This is a genomic window from Shewanella sp. 5S214 (assembly GCF_041439795.1).
Lineage (GTDB): Bacteria > Pseudomonadota > Gammaproteobacteria > Enterobacterales > Shewanellaceae > Shewanella > Shewanella vesiculosa.
Genome location: NZ_JBGOOV010000048.1, coordinates 1 through 15,676 on the forward strand (window position 1 = coordinate 1; position 15,676 = coordinate 15,676).

Sequence of the window (15,676 nt, forward strand, 5' to 3'; positions counted from 1 at the left end):
TAGCGACTTTAGTGAACACTAAAAAAGGAAGCTTAGGCTTCCTTTTTTATTTTTAGGGTAAAGATAGCAATAAAAATCGATTTTTTGATTGATTTGTTAATCTTACTTTACCTGTATTGTTGCGAACAAAGCTGAATAAGAATACAATCTATGGCCGATTTTTGACCCTGTGCTTATGCATTTTCCGGGAAAGTTCGGAAATGTGGATTTGGTGAATATGTTGTTTACCAAGCTAAGCCCAGGTCGTAGTGAGTAACGGAATTAACCGATGACAACAAATACTGAAAACCAGAGTAATTCTTTGGATATCGTTAAGTGGGGCATAGCAGCATTGCTTATTGCTACTGCTGTTATAGGCAATCAATTTTATGCAGATGCTAATGTTGTAGCTCGTGTTGCTGGGGTAATTATTGCCTTTGCTATTGCAGGTATCATTGCACTGCAGACAAGTAAGGGAAAGCAGGCGCAATCTTTTGCTCGTGAAGCACATATTGAAGTGCGCAAAGTCGTTTGGCCAACTCGCCAAGAGGCGCTAAACACTACCTTTATTGTACTTGCAGCTACTGCAGTAATGGCATTAATCCTTTGGGGATTAGATGCTATATTGTTACGAGTAGTCAATTTAATTACTGGCGTATAGGCATCTGAAAATGACTGAAGTTACAGAAGCGAAAAAAAGATGGTATGTGATCCAAGCCTTTTCAGGCTATGAAGGCCGTGTGCTTAAAACACTGCTGGAACATATCAAAATGCATAACATGGAAGCATACTTTGGTGAGATTTTAGTTCCTACTGAAGAAGTTGTTGAAATGCGTGCAGGTCAACGCCGTAAAAGTGAACGCAAATTTTTCCCTGGTTATGTATTGGTCCAGATGGAAATGAACGATGACAGCTGGCACTTAGTCAAAAGCATTCCACGTGTAATGGGCTTTATCGGTGGAACATCGGATCGTCCTGCACCGATTTCAGACAAAGAAGCTGATGCAATTCTTCAGCGTCTACAAGATACTGTTGAGTCTCCAACTCATCGTATTATGTATGAGCCTGGTGAAGTGGTTCGCGTTTGTGACGGTCCATTTGCTGACTTTAACGGTACAATCGAAGAAGTCGATTATGAAAAGAACCGTATTAAAGTTTCGGTGATGATTTTCGGTCGTTCAACACCAGTAGAACTCGATTTTAATCAAGTCGAAAAGAGCTGATTAAAATAACTACAAATATATATTGTTTGCGGGTGCGTATTTTTATATAATTCGCACCCGTTGTTTTCAGGGGAGCGTATTGGCATGTCGCCAAGATGCGTTTGAACCCAAATAGAGGAAATGTCGACATGGCAAAGAAAATTGAAGCTTATATCAAGCTACAAGTAGCAGCCGGTGCTGCAAACCCGTCTCCACCAGTTGGACCTGCTTTAGGTCAAAAAGGTGTGAACATCATGGAATTCTGTAAAGCATTCAACGCTCGTACTGAAAAGTTCGAAAAAGGTATGCCGATTCCTGTTGTTATCACTGTATATAACGACCGTTCTTTCACTTTTGAAACTAAGACTCCACCTGCATCTTTCTTATTGCTTAAAGCAGTAGGTCTGAAATCAGGTTCTGGCCGTCCTAATACTCAAAAAGTAGGTACTATTAAGCGTAGCGCAGTTCAGGAAATTGCTGAATCTAAAGCCGCTGATATGACTGGTGCTGATATTGAAGCGATGACTCGCTCAATTGAAGGTACTGCACGTTCAATGGGTTTGGTAGTAGAGGACTAATATAATGGCAAAGCTAACTAAGCGCGCTCGCGTTATCCGCGAAAAAGTTGATGCAACAAAATTGTATGACATCAGCGAAGCTGTAGTACTTTTACAAGAATTAGCGACTGCTAAGTTTGTTGAAAGTGTTGATGTAGCTGTTAATCTAGGCATCGATCCTCGTAAATCAGATCAAAACGTGCGTGGTGCTACTGTACTTCCACATGGTACTGGTCGTGATGTTCGTGTTGCTGTATTCACACAAGGTGCAAACGCTGAAGCTGCTATCGCTGCTGGCGCAGAACTTGTGGGTATGGAAGATTTAGCTGAAAAAGTTAAAGCTGGCGAAATGAACTTCGACGTGGTTATCGCATCTCCAGATGCAATGCGCGTTGTTGGTATGTTAGGTCAAATTTTAGGCCCTCGTGGTTTAATGCCTAACCCTAAAACTGGTACAGTAACGCCAAACGTTGCTGAAGCAGTTAAGAATGCCAAAGCAGGTCAAGTTCGTTACAGAAACGACAAAAATGGTATTATCCACACAACTATCGGTAAAGTTACATTCACTACTGAACAGTTGAAAGAAAACTTAGAATCGTTAGTGTCAGCACTGAAAAAGGCTAAGCCTGCAGTTGCTAAAGGCATTTACGTGAAAAAGATTAGCATCTCTACCACTATGGGTGCAGGTGTAGCTATCGACCAGGGTTCTCTGGACGAAGTTAAGTAATATACAAAGCGCGCGTATTAGTCTATAATGCGCGCACTTTGTGGGTTGAAGCCGCTTTTATACATAAGTAAATCACTTTTTGTATATTAGAGTCGGTTTCCGTCCAAGACCGCAGGTGTTAATCGTAAGGTTAACTTAATTTCCAGCGTAGACGGTGTCAGGCCCCAGCTAAATTTTTTTACTGGAAAATCTGCACCGTAAGTAACTAAACACATTTGTGTTTAGTTTGGTAAATTCTAGGGAATTCCCTAGGTAGAATCCAGGAGTAAAGCCAATGGCATTAAGACTCGAAGACAAACAGGCAATTGTGGCTGAAGTCAACGAAGCTGCCAAAGGTGCACTTTCTGCAGTTGTTGCCGATTCACGTGGCGTAACTGTAGGTGCTATGACCGGTCTGCGTAAAGCTGCTCGCGAAAATGGTGTGTTTGTACGTGTAGTACGTAACACTCTTGCTCGTCGTGCGGTTCAAGGTACAGCTTTTGAGTGCCTAGCAGAAACGTTCACTGGCCCAACTTTAATAGCTTTCTCTAACGAGCATCCAGGTGCTGCAGCGCGTCTTTTAAAAGACTTCGCTAAGGGTCAAGCAAAATTTGAAGTTAAAGGTGCAGCTTTCGAAGGGATGTTTATCCCTGCAGCTGATATTGATCGTTTAGCGAAACTACCAACTTACGACGAAGCACTAGCTCAGTTGATGATGACTATGAAAGAAGCATCTGCTGGCAAATTCGTACGTACATTGGCCGCCCTTCGCGATCAAAAACAAGACGCCGCTTAATTATAAGCAGGCAGCTTAATAAAATTGAATTCAGAACAATAGGAAATATTTCTAATGTCTATCACTAAAGACCAAATGTTAGAAGCTTTTGCAGCAATGTCTGTAATGGAAGTAGTTGAACTAATCGAAGCTATGGAAGAGAAATTCGGCGTTTCTGCTGCTGCTGCAGTAGTTTCAGGCGGCGGCGATGCTGTTGTTGCTGAAGAGCAAACAGAATTTGACGTAGTTCTTACTTCTCATGGCGAAAACAAAGTTGCTGTTATTAAAGCACTTCGTAGCGCTACAGGTTTAGGCCTAAAAGAAGCTAAAACTATGGCTGAATCTTCTCCAATCGCAGTTAAAGAAGCTGTGTCTAAAGAAGAAGCTGCAACTCTTAAAGCTGATCTAGAAGCCGCTGGTGCTTCTGTTGAAGTTAAGTAAGCTATAATTTAGCTTGCATCACCCAAGCAATTGGGTGAAGGCTGGCGGTTTTTTAACCGTCGGCCTTTTTTGCGCTTTATGCGCAGGCGATTTTTTTTCACCGTTTGTCGCCAGTTTTAGCAGTCCCTAGCAGAGATTACTGGTTAGGTTCTTGCCATCAACGGTGATGGGCAAACGTGCTGATTTAATTAAATTATTTCAGTCTTGGTCACATCTCGTAAGCAGAGGAAACCCATGGTTTACTCCTATTCTGAAAAGAAGCGTATTCGCAAAGACTTTGGTAAGCGTCCAAAAGTTTTGGACATCCCTTATTTATTGTCTATCCAGTTAGACTCTTTTAAGAAGTTCACCGATCAAGACCCTACGGGTGAGCGTGGCTTAGAAGCTGCATTCCGTAGCGTTTTTCCTATCAAGAGCTTTTCTGGCTATTCTGAGCTGCAATATGTCAGCTACAAGCTAGGTGAGCCAGTTTTTGATGTGAAAGAATGTCAGATCCGCGGTGTTACTTATTCGGCACCACTACGCGTTAAATTACGCATGGTGTTGTTTGACCGTGAAGCTGCTGCTGGCACTGTTAAAGACATTAAAGAGCAAGAAGTCTACATGGGTGATATACCTATGATGACTAATAACGGTACTTTCGTTATTAACGGTACTGAGCGTGTAATCGTGTCTCAGTTACACCGTTCTCCAGGTGTGTTCTTTGATCATGACCGTGGTAAAACCCACTCTTCTGGTAAGGTGCTGTATAACGCACGTATTATTCCTTACCGTGGTTCATGGCTTGACTTTGAATTTGATCCTAAAGATGCTCTATTCGTTCGTATTGACCGTCGTCGTAAATTACCGGCTACTATCATTTTACGAGCGCTTGAATATTCTACTCAAGATATCCTCGATTTATTCTTTGAGCGTATCGAGTTTAAGATTAAAAAAGACTCATTAGTGATGTCACTAGTGCCTGACCGCCTACGTGGTGAAACTGCTGGCTATGACATTAAAGATGCTGAAGGCTCTTTATTAGTTGAAGCTGGTCGTCGCATCACTGCGCGTCACATTAAGCAACTTGAAAAAACCAACACGACTGAGCTAGAAGTGCCAGTAGATTATATTGTTGGTAAGTATGCTGCTCAAGACTACATCGATGAAGATACCGGTGAAGTTTTAGTGACCGCAAACAGCGAGATTACCTTAGAAGATTTAGCTAAGTTATCACTTGCTGGTATTAAGAATATTGATACTTTGTTTATCAATGATCTTGATCATGGTGCTTATATTGCTGACACATTACGCATTGATTCAACAACTAACCGCTTAGAAGCTTTAGTTGAAATCTACCGTATGATGCGTCCTGGCGAGCCACCAACCAAAGATGCTGCTGAAGGTTTATTCCAAAACCTATTCTTCAGTGAAGAACGTTATGACTTATCTAAAGTAGGTCGTATGAAGTTCAACCGTCGTCTTGAGATTGCAGAAGACGAAGGTAACGGTGTGTTGTCTAAAGAAGACATCGTATCTGTTATGAAGAAAATCATCGAAATCCGTAATGGTTATGATGAAGTCGACGATATTGACCACTTAGGTAACCGTCGTATTCGTAGCGTTGGTGAAATGGCTGAAAACCAGTTCCGTGTTGGTTTAGTCCGTGTTGAGCGTGCTGTTCGTGAGCGTCTATCTTTAGGCGATTTAAACGAGCTAATGCCACAAGACTTGATTAACGCTAAGCCAATTTCTGCGGCAGTGAAAGAATTCTTTGGTTCTTCACAATTGTCACAGTTTATGGATCAAAACAACCCGCTATCAGAAGTGACGCATAAACGTCGTATTTCTGCGCTTGGCCCAGGTGGTTTGACTCGTGAGCGTGCTGGTTTCGAAGTTCGTGACGTACATCCAACTCACTACGGTCGTTTATGTCCAATTGAGACCCCTGAAGGTCCAAACATTGGTCTAATCAACTCGTTAGCAAGTTTTGCGCGCACTAACTCTTACGGCTTCCTAGAAACACCTTACCGCAAAGTGGTTGATGGTGTGATTACTGATGATGTTGAATACTTATCAGCAATCGAAGAAGGTCGTTATGTTATTGCTCAGGCTAACATCGAAGTTGATGCTGATGGCCGTATGGCAGAAGAACAAATCGCTTGTCGTCACAAAGGTGAGTCTACCTTTATGCGCGCAGCTGATGTTCAGTATATGGACGTATCTCCACAGCAGATTATTTCTGTTGCAGCATCATTAATTCCGTTCTTAGAACACGATGATGCTAACCGCGCATTGATGGGTGCAAACATGCAACGTCAAGCAGTACCAACTTTACGTGCTGATAAGCCGTTAGTCGGAACGGGTATTGAACGTACTCTTGCTGTTGACTCTGGTGTGGTTGTAGCTGCTAAACGTGGCGGTGTGGTTGATTATGTTGATGCTAGCCGTATCGTAGTTAAAGTAAATGAAGATGAGCTACACGCAGGTGAAGCCGGTATCGACATTTACAACCTAACTAAATATACCCGTTCAAACCAAAACACTTGTATTAACCAACGTCCTTGTTGTTCTGTTGGTGAGCCAGTGGTTCGTGGCGATGTATTGGCCGATGGTCCATCTACCGATTTAGGTGATTTGGCGCTTGGTCAGAACATGCGCATCGCGTTCATGCCTTGGAACGGTTATAACTTCGAAGATTCGATCTTAATTTCTGAGCGCGTAGCGCAAGAAGATCGTTTTACTACTATCCATATTCAGGAGCTTTCTTGTATTGCTCGTGATACTAAATTGGGTAGCGAAGAAATCACTGCTGATATTCCAAACGTAGGTGAGTCTGCTTTATCTAAATTAGATGAATCAGGTATCGTTTATATTGGTGCAGAAGTGAAGGGTGGCGACATTCTTGTGGGTAAAGTGACACCTAAGGGTGAAACACAGTTAACTCCAGAAGAGAAACTACTCCGAGCTATTTTTGGTGAAAAAGCTTCTGACGTTAAGGACAGCTCATTACGTGTTCCTAACTCAGTCAAAGGCACCATCATCGACGTACAGGTATTTACCCGTGACGGCGTTGAGAAAGATAAGCGTGCGCTTGAAATTGAAGAAATGCATGTTCGCCAAGCTCGTAAAGACTTAGGTGAAGAGTTCAAGATCCTTGAAGAAGGCGTATTGGGCCGTGCACGTAACTTGTTATTGTCTGTAGGTTATTCTGAAGCTAAGTTAGCTGAGATCCCACGTAAAGACGTATTAATCCAAGTTATCGACGATGAAGCAAAACAAACTGAATTAGAGCAGTTAGCTGAACAGCATGAAGAGCTTAAAGCAGACTTCGATAAGACATTTGAAATCAAGCGTCGCAAGATCACCCAAGGTGATGACTTGGCACCTGGTGTATTGAAAATTGTTAAGGTTTACCTTGCAGTTAAACGTACTATCCAGCCTGGTGACAAGATGGCAGGTCGTCATGGTAACAAAGGTGTTATCTCGAAGATTTGTCCTGTTGAAGACATGCCATACGATGAAGAAGGTAATCCTGTAGACATCGTACTTAACCCATTGGGCGTACCTTCGCGTATGAACATCGGTCAGGTACTTGAAGTCCACATGGGCGCAGCAGCTAAGGGTATCGGTAATAAAATTACTGCTATGCTTGAAGAGCAGCGTGAAATTGCCGAACTTCGTGGTTACATCAAACAAGTTTATGAATTAGGTGATGACGTGCTTCAACGCGTTGATATCGATTCGTTTACTGATGATGAAGTTGTGCGCTTGGCTACCAACCTTAAAGGTGGTATTCCAATTGCTACACCAGCATTCGACGGTGCTAAAGAGAAAGAGATCAAGCAAATGCTTGCTCTTGCAGGCTTACCTGAGTCTGGCCAGTTGACATTATGTGACGGCCGTACCGGTAACGAATTTGAGCGTAAAGTAACTGTTGGTTACATGTATATGCTTAAATTGAACCACTTAGTTGATGACAAGATGCACGCTCGTTCTACGGGTTCGTACAGCTTAGTGACTCAACAACCATTGGGCGGTAAAGCTCAATTTGGTGGTCAGCGTTTCGGTGAGATGGAAGTGTGGGCACTTGAAGCATATGGTGCTGCTTATACTCTACAAGAAATGCTAACGGTTAAATCAGATGACGTTAACGGTCGTACTCAGATGTATAAAAACATCGTCGACGGTAACCATCAGATGCAACCTGGCATGCCTGAGTCTTTCAACGTATTGTTGAAGGAAATTCGTTCACTTGGTATTAATATCGAGTTGGACCAAGAGTAAGCATCGCACTTAAGCAATGTTTGGTAACCAAGGGTGCTTTGCAGCAGCAAAGCACCTGGTTTAACTCCTTCAGGAGAGAAACGTGAAAGACTTATTAAAGTTTCTTAAACAGCAAAGTAAGACTGAAGAATTTAACGGTATTAAAATTGGTTTGGCCTCGCCAGATCTAATCCGTTCTTGGTCTTTTGGTGAAGTAAAGAAGCCAGAAACCATTAACTACCGTACATTCAAGCCTGAGCGTGAAGGTTTGTTTTGTGCGCGTATCTTTGGTCCGGTTAAAGATTACGAATGTTTGTGTGGTAAATACAAGCGTTTGAAGCACCGTGGTGTTATTTGTGAAAAGTGTGGCGTAGAAGTTACCCAGACTAAAGTGCGTCGTGAGCGCATGGGTCACATTGATCTGGCTAGCCCAGTTGCCCACATTTGGTTCTTAAAATCACTTCCGTCACGTATTGGCTTAATGCTAGATATGACGTTGCGTGATATTGAACGCGTACTGTATTTCGAATCATTTGTTGTTATCGAGCCTGGTATGACCACGCTTGAGCGCGGCCAAATGCTGACCGAAGAAACGTATCTTGATGCGTTAGAAGAATACGGTGACGAGTTTGAAGCTAAAATGGGTGCTGAAGCCGTTCTTGAATTGCTTCGTGCTATCAATTTAGCTGAACAGATCGAGCAAATGCGTGAAGAGTTGCCTTCAATTAACTCTGAAACCCGTCGTAAAAAGGTGACTAAACGCCTTAAGTTGATGGAAGCATTCTTCACTTCTGGCAACAAGCCAGAGTGGATGATCTTAAAAGTATTACCGGTTCTTCCACCTGATCTACGTCCATTAGTGCCGTTAGATGGTGGTCGTTTCGCGACATCAGATCTTAACGATCTTTACCGTCGTGTGATTAACCGTAACAACCGCTTAAAGCGTCTGTTAGATTTAGCTGCGCCTGACATTATTGTACGTAACGAAAAACGTATGTTACAAGAGTCAGTTGATGCGCTATTAGATAACGGTCGTCGCGGTCGTGCTATTACCGGTTCTAACAAGCGTCCGCTTAAATCTCTTGCTGATATGATCAAGGGTAAGCAAGGTCGTTTCCGTCAGAACTTACTTGGTAAGCGTGTTGACTATTCAGGCCGTTCGGTAATTACCGTAGGTCCTACTTTACGTCTGCATCAGTGTGGTCTTCCTAAGAAGATGGCGCTTGAGCTATTCAAACCATTTATTTACGGCAAGTTAGAAGCGCGTGGTTTAGCGACGACTATCAAAGCTGCTAAGAAAATGGTTGAACGCGAACAGGCTGAAGTATGGGATGTGTTAGACGAAGTGATTCGTGAACATCCAGTAATGCTTAACCGTGCACCAACACTTCACAGACTAGGTATTCAAGCATTTGAACCTGTACTGATTGAAGGTAAAGCAATTCAATTGCATCCGTTAGTTTGTGCGGCATACAACGCCGACTTCGACGGTGACCAAATGGCGGTTCACGTACCATTAACGCTTGAAGCTCAGTTAGAAGCTCGTGCGCTAATGATGTCAACCAACAACATTTTGTCACCTGCTAACGGTGAGCCAGTAATTACGCCGTCTCAGGACGTTGTATTAGGTTTGTACTACACCAGCCGTGAATGTATTAACGGTCGCGGTGAAGGTATGGCATTCGCTGATGTGTCAGAAGTAGAAAAAGCCTACGCTACTGGTGTTGCTGAACTACATGCTCGCGTTAAAGTGCGTATTACCGAAACCAACATCGCAGAAGATGGCGAAAGAACTAAAGCAACTCGTATCATTGATACGACTGTTGGTCGTGCTCTTTTATCATTAATTTTGCCTGAAGGCTTATCGTATGATTTGGTTAACCAAAACATGGGTAAGAAACAGATTTCTAAGCTGTTGAACACTTGTTATCGTCAACTAGGTCTTAAAGATACTGTTATCTTTGCTGACCAATTGATGTATACCGGTTTCCGTTTTGCAACCATTTCTGGTGCCTCTGTTGGTATCGATGACATGGTTATTCCTGACGAGAAATACACCTTAGTTGCAGACGCTGAAGCTGAAGTGCTTGAAATTCAAGAGCAGTTCCAGTCAGGTCTTGTAACAGCTGGTGAGCGTTACAACAAAGTAATCGATATCTGGGCAAGCGCGAACGAAAAAGTCTCTAAAGCCATGATGGAAAACTTGTCTACTGAGACAGTGATTAACCGTGATGGTGTACCTGAGCAACAAGCTTCGTTTAACAGCATCTATATGATGGCTGACTCAGGTGCTCGTGGTAGTGCTGCACAGATCCGTCAGCTAGCAGGTATGCGTGGTTTGATGGCTAAGCCAGATGGCTCAATCATCGAAACACCAATTACGGCTAACTTCCGTGAAGGTCTAAACGTACTTCAGTACTTTATTTCTACTCACGGTGCGCGTAAAGGTCTTGCCGATACAGCATTGAAGACAGCTAACTCGGGTTACTTGACTCGTCGTTTAGTAGACGTTGCACAAGACTTAGTTGTTATTGAAGATGACTGTGGTGTTGAGCATGGTCTAACAATGAAACCGCTTATTGAAGGTGGTGATGTTGTTGAGCCATTACGTGAACGTGTTCTAGGTCGTGTGGTTGCGCTTGACGTAATGAAGCCAGGTACAGATGAAGTGCTTGCTCCACGCAACACACTTCTTGATGAAGCATGGTGTAATACGTTAGAAGAACACAGTATCGACGAAGTCATTGTACGTTCTGTTATTACCTGTGACACAGACTTTGGTGTGTGTGCGGCATGTTACGGTCGTGACTTAGCCCGTGGTCATATTATTAACCACGGTGAAGCGATTGGTGTTGTTGCGGCGCAGTCTATTGGTGAACCTGGTACACAGTTAACCATGCGTACGTTCCATATTGGTGGTGCGGCATCTCGAGCTTCTGCAGAAAACAACGTTCAAGTTAAGAACGCGGGTTCTCTGAAGTTACACAATGCTAAGCATGTTTCAAATATCGACGGTAAGCTTGTAATTGTTTCTCGTTCTTCTGAGATAGCTATCATCGATGAGCTAGGTCGTGAGAAAGAGCGCTATAAAGTACCTTACGGTACCGTATTAGAGAAATTGGAAGAAAGTGAAGTTGCAGCTGGCGAAATCATCGCAAACTGGGATCCACATACTCACCCAATTATTTCTGAAGTTGCCGGTAGCGTGAAGTTCGTTGACATGATCGATGGCGTAACTATGACTCGCCAAACTGACGAGTTAACGGGTTTATCTTCTGTTGTGGTGCTCGATGTTGGTGCTCGTACTTCAGCCGGTAAAGAATTGCGTCCAGCTATTCGCTTAGTTGATGCCAATGGTAACGACTTAATGATCCCTGGTACTGAAGTACCAGCTCAATACTTCTTACCTGGTAACGCGATTGTGTCGAAAGACGATAACGCGAAAATCAACGTTGGTGATCCATTAGCACGTATTCCACAAGAATCGTCTAAAACTCGTGACATCACCGGTGGTCTACCACGTGTTGCTGACTTATTCGAAGCGCGTAAGCCGAAAGAGCCTGCAATTCTTGCAGAAATCTCAGGTACTATCTCGTTCGGTAAGGAAACTAAAGGTAAGCGTCGTCTAGTGATTACGCCAGCCGATGGTAGTGATCACTATGAAGAGATGATCCCTAAGTGGCGTAACTTAAACGTGTTCGAAGGTGAAAAAGTCGAACGTGGTGAAGTTATAGCAGACGGCCCAGAAGCGGCACACGACATTCTTCGTCTTCGTGGTATCCACAACGTAGCAAACTACATTGTGAACGAAGTACAAGATGTTTACCGTCTACAGGGCGTTAAGATCAACGATAAGCACATCGAAGTTATCATTCGTCAAATGTTACGTAAGTGTTTGATCACTTCAACAGGCGACACTGAATTCTTAGAAGGTGAGCAAGCAGAAGTTTCACGCGTGAAGATTGCTAACCGTGAGTTAATCGCTCAAGGTAAAACACCTGCAACGTTTGAACGTGAATTACTCGGTATTACCAAAGCGTCTTTGGCTACTGAATCATTCATCTCTGCAGCATCGTTCCAGGAAACCACTCGTGTGTTAACTGAAGCGGCCGTTGGCGGTAAGAGCGATCCATTACGTGGTCTGAAAGAAAACGTAATCGTTGGTCGTTTGATCCCAGCTGGTACTGGTTATGCTTATCACAAGACCCGTAACGAAGAACGCGCTAAAGTGTTAAGTTCTCGTGGCAAAGTAGCAGCTACAACTGTTACTGCAAGCGAAGCTGAACAGAACCTAGCAGATCTACTAAACTTGGCCGGTGGCCAAGATTAAGTTAGTTTTTTGTTAAAAAAAGGCGCCATTGGCGCCTTTTTTATTGGAATTTGCATGAAAAGTTGGCTATTTCTTGACAGATTGCCATTACCTTTCTAAAATTCCGCGTCCCACCATTGTGGGATATAGATTTTTCACACCTAATTGTTGAGCTTGAATCAACTGTCGGAGCTATACATGGCAACTGTTAACCAGTTGGTACGTAAGCCACGCGCGCCAAAAGTCGAAAAGACTAATGTGCCTGCGTTGAACGCGTGCCCACAAAAACGTGGTGTTTGTACTCGTGTGTACACTACAACACCTAAAAAACCTAACTCTGCACTACGTAAAGTAGCTCGTGTGCGCTTAACTAACGGTTTCGAAGTAACTTCGTATATCGGTGGTGAAGGCCATAACTTGCAAGAGCACAGTGTAATCCTAATCCGTGGTGGTCGTGTTAAAGACTTACCAGGTGTGCGTTACCACACTGTTCGTGGCGCATTAGACTGTGCTGGCGTGACTTCACGTCGCCAAGGCCGTTCTAAGTACGGTGCTAAGCGTCCTAAGTCTTAACGTATCCCGTTTAAGTAAGGCCAAGCTAGTATTTATTTGACATTCCAGTTTTGGAAATACCTGAAGCATACGGAGAATTAATATGCCAAGACGTCGCGTTGTAGGACAACGTAAAATCCTACCAGATCCAAAGTTTCACAGTGAGTTGTTGGCTAAGTTCATCAACGTCATCATGCAGGACGGCAAAAAGTCGACTGCAGAAAAAATCATTTACAAGGCACTAGATGTTGTCGCTGAAAAGAAAAGCGAAAATCATTTAAGTATCCTTGAAGCAGCTCTTGATAACGTTCGCCCATCAGTCGAAGTTAAATCTCGTCGCGTTGGTGGTTCTACTTATCAAGTACCATGTGAAGTTCGTCCAGTGCGTCGTAACGCACTAGCGATGCGCTGGTTAGTTGAAGCTGCTCGCAAACGTGGTGAAAAATCTATGGCTTTACGTCTAGCAGGTGAAATGCTAGATGCGTCTGAAAACAAAGGTACTGCGGTTAAGAAGCGTGAAGACGTGCATCGCATGGCTGAAGCTAACAAAGCCTTTGCTCATTACCGTTGGTAATATGATGGAGCGGACTTCGGTCCGCTCCATATTGTTGATATTGCTAAAACCAAAAGTTTTAGCTGAGAGGGTATAAATAGTGGCTCGTATAACCCCAATTGAGCGTTATCGAAATATCGGTATTGTTGCTCATGTGGATGCAGGTAAAACTACCACAACAGAACGTGTTCTGTTCTATACCGGTATGTCTCATAAAATCGGCGAGGTGCATGACGGCGCCGCCACGACAGATTGGATGGTACAAGAGCAAGAGCGTGGTATTACTATCACCTCTGCTGCAGTAACAACTTTTTGGCGCGGTATGGAAGCTCAGTTCACTGAACACCGTATTAATATCATCGATACCCCAGGTCACGTAGACTTCACTATTGAAGTCGAGCGTTCATTACGTGTTCTCGATGGCGCTGTAGTAGTATTCTGCGGCTCGTCAGGCGTTGAACCACAATCTGAAACCGTATGGCGTCAAGCTGATAAATACCACGTTCCGCGTCTGGTATTTGTTAATAAGATGGACCGTGCAGGTGCAGATTTCGACCGTGTAATAAATCAAATTCGTAATCGCCTTGGTGCGACTTGTGTACCAATTCATTTAAATATTGGTGCAGAAGAGAACTTCAAGGGTGTTATTGATTTAATTAAGATGAAAGCCATTAACTGGTCTGAAATAGATCAGGGGATGACATTCACTTATGAAGACATTCCTGCAAATCTAGCAGCAAAAGCGGCAGAGATGCATGAGTATCTCGTGGAAGCAGCAGCTGAAGCCTCTGATGAACTGATGAACAAGTACCTTGAAGAAGGTGAGTTATCAGAAGTCGAGATCAAAACAGCGTTGCGTCAGCGCACAATTAACAATGAGATCGTATTAGCAACTTGTGGTTCTGCATTTAAGAACAAAGGTGTGCAAGCGGTTCTCGATGCGGTAGTTGACTTCTTACCAGCGCCTAATGATGTACCTGCAATTACCGGTATTGATGACAGCGAAAACGAAGTTAAACGCCCACCCGATGATAATGCCCCTTTTGCGGCCTTAGCATTTAAAATTGCGACTGATCCATTTGTTGGTACACTGACCTTTATCCGCGTGTATTCAGGTGTGCTTGAATCAGGTTCTGGTGTTTATAATTCTGTTAAGCAGAAACGTGAGCGAGTAGGGCGTATTGTGCAAATGCACGCAAACGACCGAACAGAACTGAAAGAAGTACGTGCTGGTGATATAGCGGCTGCTATCGGTCTTAAAGATGTAACAACCGGTGATACTCTCTGCGATAATGATCACAGAGTGATTCTTGAGCGCATGGAGTTCCCTGAACCTGTAATTACCATTGCCGTTGAGCCTCGTTCAAAAGCCGACCAAGATAAAATGGGGATTGCGCTGCAAAAATTAGCAGCGGAAGATCCATCATTCAAAGTTGAGACTGATGACGAATCGGCACAAACACTGATATCTGGTATGGGCGAATTACACTTAGACATTATCGTTGACCGTATGCGTCGCGAGTTTGGTGTAGAGTGTAACGTAGGTAAACCACAGGTAGCCTACCGTGAAACAATTCGTTCTAAAGTTGAAGTGGAAGGTAAGTTCATACGTCAATCTGGCGGACGTGGTCAATTTGGTCATGTTTGGTTAAGAATTGAACCTCTCGAAGAGGGTTCTGGCTATGAATTTGTTAACGAAATAGTAGGCGGTGTAGTTCCTCGTGAATTCATTCCTGCCGTTGATAAAGGTATTCAAGAACAGATGAAAAACGGCGTTTTAGCCGGCTATCCTGTACTTGACGTGAAAGTCAGTTTATTTGATGGTTCATATCATGATGTGGACTCGAACGAAATGGCATTCAAAATTGCAGGTTCTATGGGCTTTAAACAGGGGGCGCTTGAAGCGTCTCCGGTGTTGCTCGAACCTTGTATGAAAGTAGAAGTGACTACACCTGAAAATTATATGGGCGACGTAGTGGGTGATTTAAACCGCCGTCGTGGCATAATCGAAGGTATGGACGATGGCATCGCAGGTGTTAAACTTGTCCACGCAGTAGTGCCTCTATCTGAAATGTTTGGTTATGCAACTGATTTGCGCTCTGCATCTCAGGGTCGTGCTTCATACTCTATGGAGTTCTTGAAGTACGCAGATGCACCGCAAAACATTGCAAAAGCGATTATAGAATCTCGTAACTAATATTGGTTACGGCATCAATGTTATATTGCTCGAATTAATCGAGCACTTCTGAAAAGAAAGGAATATATCGTGGCAAAAGCTAAATTTGAACGTATTAAGCCTCACGTAAACGTGGGCACCATCGGTCACGTTGACCATGGTAAAACAACTTTAACAGCAG

12 protein-coding genes are annotated in these 15,676 nt (G+C 43.4%); all 12 read left to right on the top strand.

Annotation, left to right across the window (positions count from 1 at the left end):
* Nucleotides 1-268 precede the first annotated feature (268 nt).
* Nucleotides 269-640, top strand: a complete 372-nt coding sequence (gene secE, locus ACED29_RS20440; RefSeq protein WP_011635627.1) for a preprotein translocase subunit SecE — start codon at nt 269-271, stop codon at nt 638-640.
* Between the two features lie 10 nt (nt 641-650).
* Nucleotides 651-1,202 (top strand): transcription termination/antitermination protein NusG, encoded by a 552-nt coding sequence (gene nusG / locus ACED29_RS20445; protein WP_124017699.1) that lies wholly within the window; start codon nt 651-653, stop codon nt 1,200-1,202.
* Nucleotides 1,203-1,330: 128 nt separating this feature from the next.
* Entirely contained in the window at nt 1,331-1,759 is a 429-nt protein-coding gene (gene rplK / locus ACED29_RS20450; RefSeq protein ID WP_124017698.1) for a 50S ribosomal protein L11, read from the top strand.
* 4 nt (nt 1,760-1,763) lie between these two features.
* Nucleotides 1,764-2,465 carry a 50S ribosomal protein L1 gene (gene rplA, locus ACED29_RS20455; protein ID WP_124017697.1) on the top strand — a complete coding sequence of 234 codons (702 nt, stop codon included), beginning with the start codon at nt 1,764-1,766 and terminating at the stop codon, nt 2,463-2,465.
* A gap of 274 nt (nt 2,466-2,739) precedes the next feature.
* A complete protein-coding gene (gene rplJ, locus ACED29_RS20460; RefSeq protein WP_124017696.1) occupies nt 2,740-3,240 on the top strand; it encodes a 50S ribosomal protein L10 in 501 nt (166 codons plus the stop codon).
* Between the two features lie 54 nt (nt 3,241-3,294).
* Nucleotides 3,295-3,660, top strand: a complete 366-nt coding sequence (rplL, locus tag ACED29_RS20465; protein ID WP_124017695.1) for a 50S ribosomal protein L7/L12 — start codon at nt 3,295-3,297, stop codon at nt 3,658-3,660.
* 234 nt (nt 3,661-3,894) lie between these two features.
* Nucleotides 3,895-7,926 (top strand): DNA-directed RNA polymerase subunit beta, encoded by a 4,032-nt coding sequence (rpoB, locus tag ACED29_RS20470; protein WP_124017694.1) that lies wholly within the window; start codon nt 3,895-3,897, stop codon nt 7,924-7,926.
* A gap of 82 nt (nt 7,927-8,008) precedes the next feature.
* Nucleotides 8,009-12,235, top strand: a complete 4,227-nt coding sequence (gene rpoC, locus ACED29_RS20475; protein WP_124017693.1) for a DNA-directed RNA polymerase subunit beta' — start codon at nt 8,009-8,011, stop codon at nt 12,233-12,235.
* 177 nt (nt 12,236-12,412) lie between these two features.
* Nucleotides 12,413-12,787 (top strand): 30S ribosomal protein S12, encoded by a 375-nt coding sequence (gene rpsL, locus ACED29_RS20480; protein WP_101033703.1) that lies wholly within the window; start codon nt 12,413-12,415, stop codon nt 12,785-12,787.
* An 82-nt stretch (nt 12,788-12,869) separates the two neighbouring features.
* Nucleotides 12,870-13,340 (top strand): 30S ribosomal protein S7, encoded by a 471-nt coding sequence (rpsG, locus tag ACED29_RS20485; protein ID WP_011635636.1) that lies wholly within the window; start codon nt 12,870-12,872, stop codon nt 13,338-13,340.
* Nucleotides 13,341-13,419: 79 nt separating this feature from the next.
* Complete coding sequence (gene fusA / locus ACED29_RS20490; RefSeq protein WP_124017692.1) at nt 13,420-15,516, top strand: elongation factor G; 2,097 nt, start codon at nt 13,420-13,422, stop codon at nt 15,514-15,516.
* Between the two features lie 69 nt (nt 15,517-15,585).
* Nucleotides 15,586-15,676, top strand: a 91-nt coding sequence (locus tag ACED29_RS20495; RefSeq protein WP_371698599.1) for a GTP-binding protein, incomplete at its 3' end; no start/stop codon positions are given.

Coding starts and splice junctions, on each gene's coding strand:
- secE (WP_011635627.1), top strand. CDS start 269: ATGACAACAAATACTGAAAACCAGAGTAATTCTTTGGATATCGTTAAG.
- nusG (WP_124017699.1), top strand. CDS start 651: ATGACTGAAGTTACAGAAGCGAAAAAAAGATGGTATGTGATCCAAGCC.
- rplK (WP_124017698.1), top strand. CDS start 1,331: ATGGCAAAGAAAATTGAAGCTTATATCAAGCTACAAGTAGCAGCCGGT.
- rplA (WP_124017697.1), top strand. CDS start 1,764: ATGGCAAAGCTAACTAAGCGCGCTCGCGTTATCCGCGAAAAAGTTGAT.
- rplJ (WP_124017696.1), top strand. CDS start 2,740: ATGGCATTAAGACTCGAAGACAAACAGGCAATTGTGGCTGAAGTCAAC.
- rplL (WP_124017695.1), top strand. CDS start 3,295: ATGTCTATCACTAAAGACCAAATGTTAGAAGCTTTTGCAGCAATGTCT.
- rpoB (WP_124017694.1), top strand. CDS start 3,895: ATGGTTTACTCCTATTCTGAAAAGAAGCGTATTCGCAAAGACTTTGGT.
- rpsL (WP_101033703.1), top strand. CDS start 12,413: ATGGCAACTGTTAACCAGTTGGTACGTAAGCCACGCGCGCCAAAAGTC.
- rpsG (WP_011635636.1), top strand. CDS start 12,870: ATGCCAAGACGTCGCGTTGTAGGACAACGTAAAATCCTACCAGATCCA.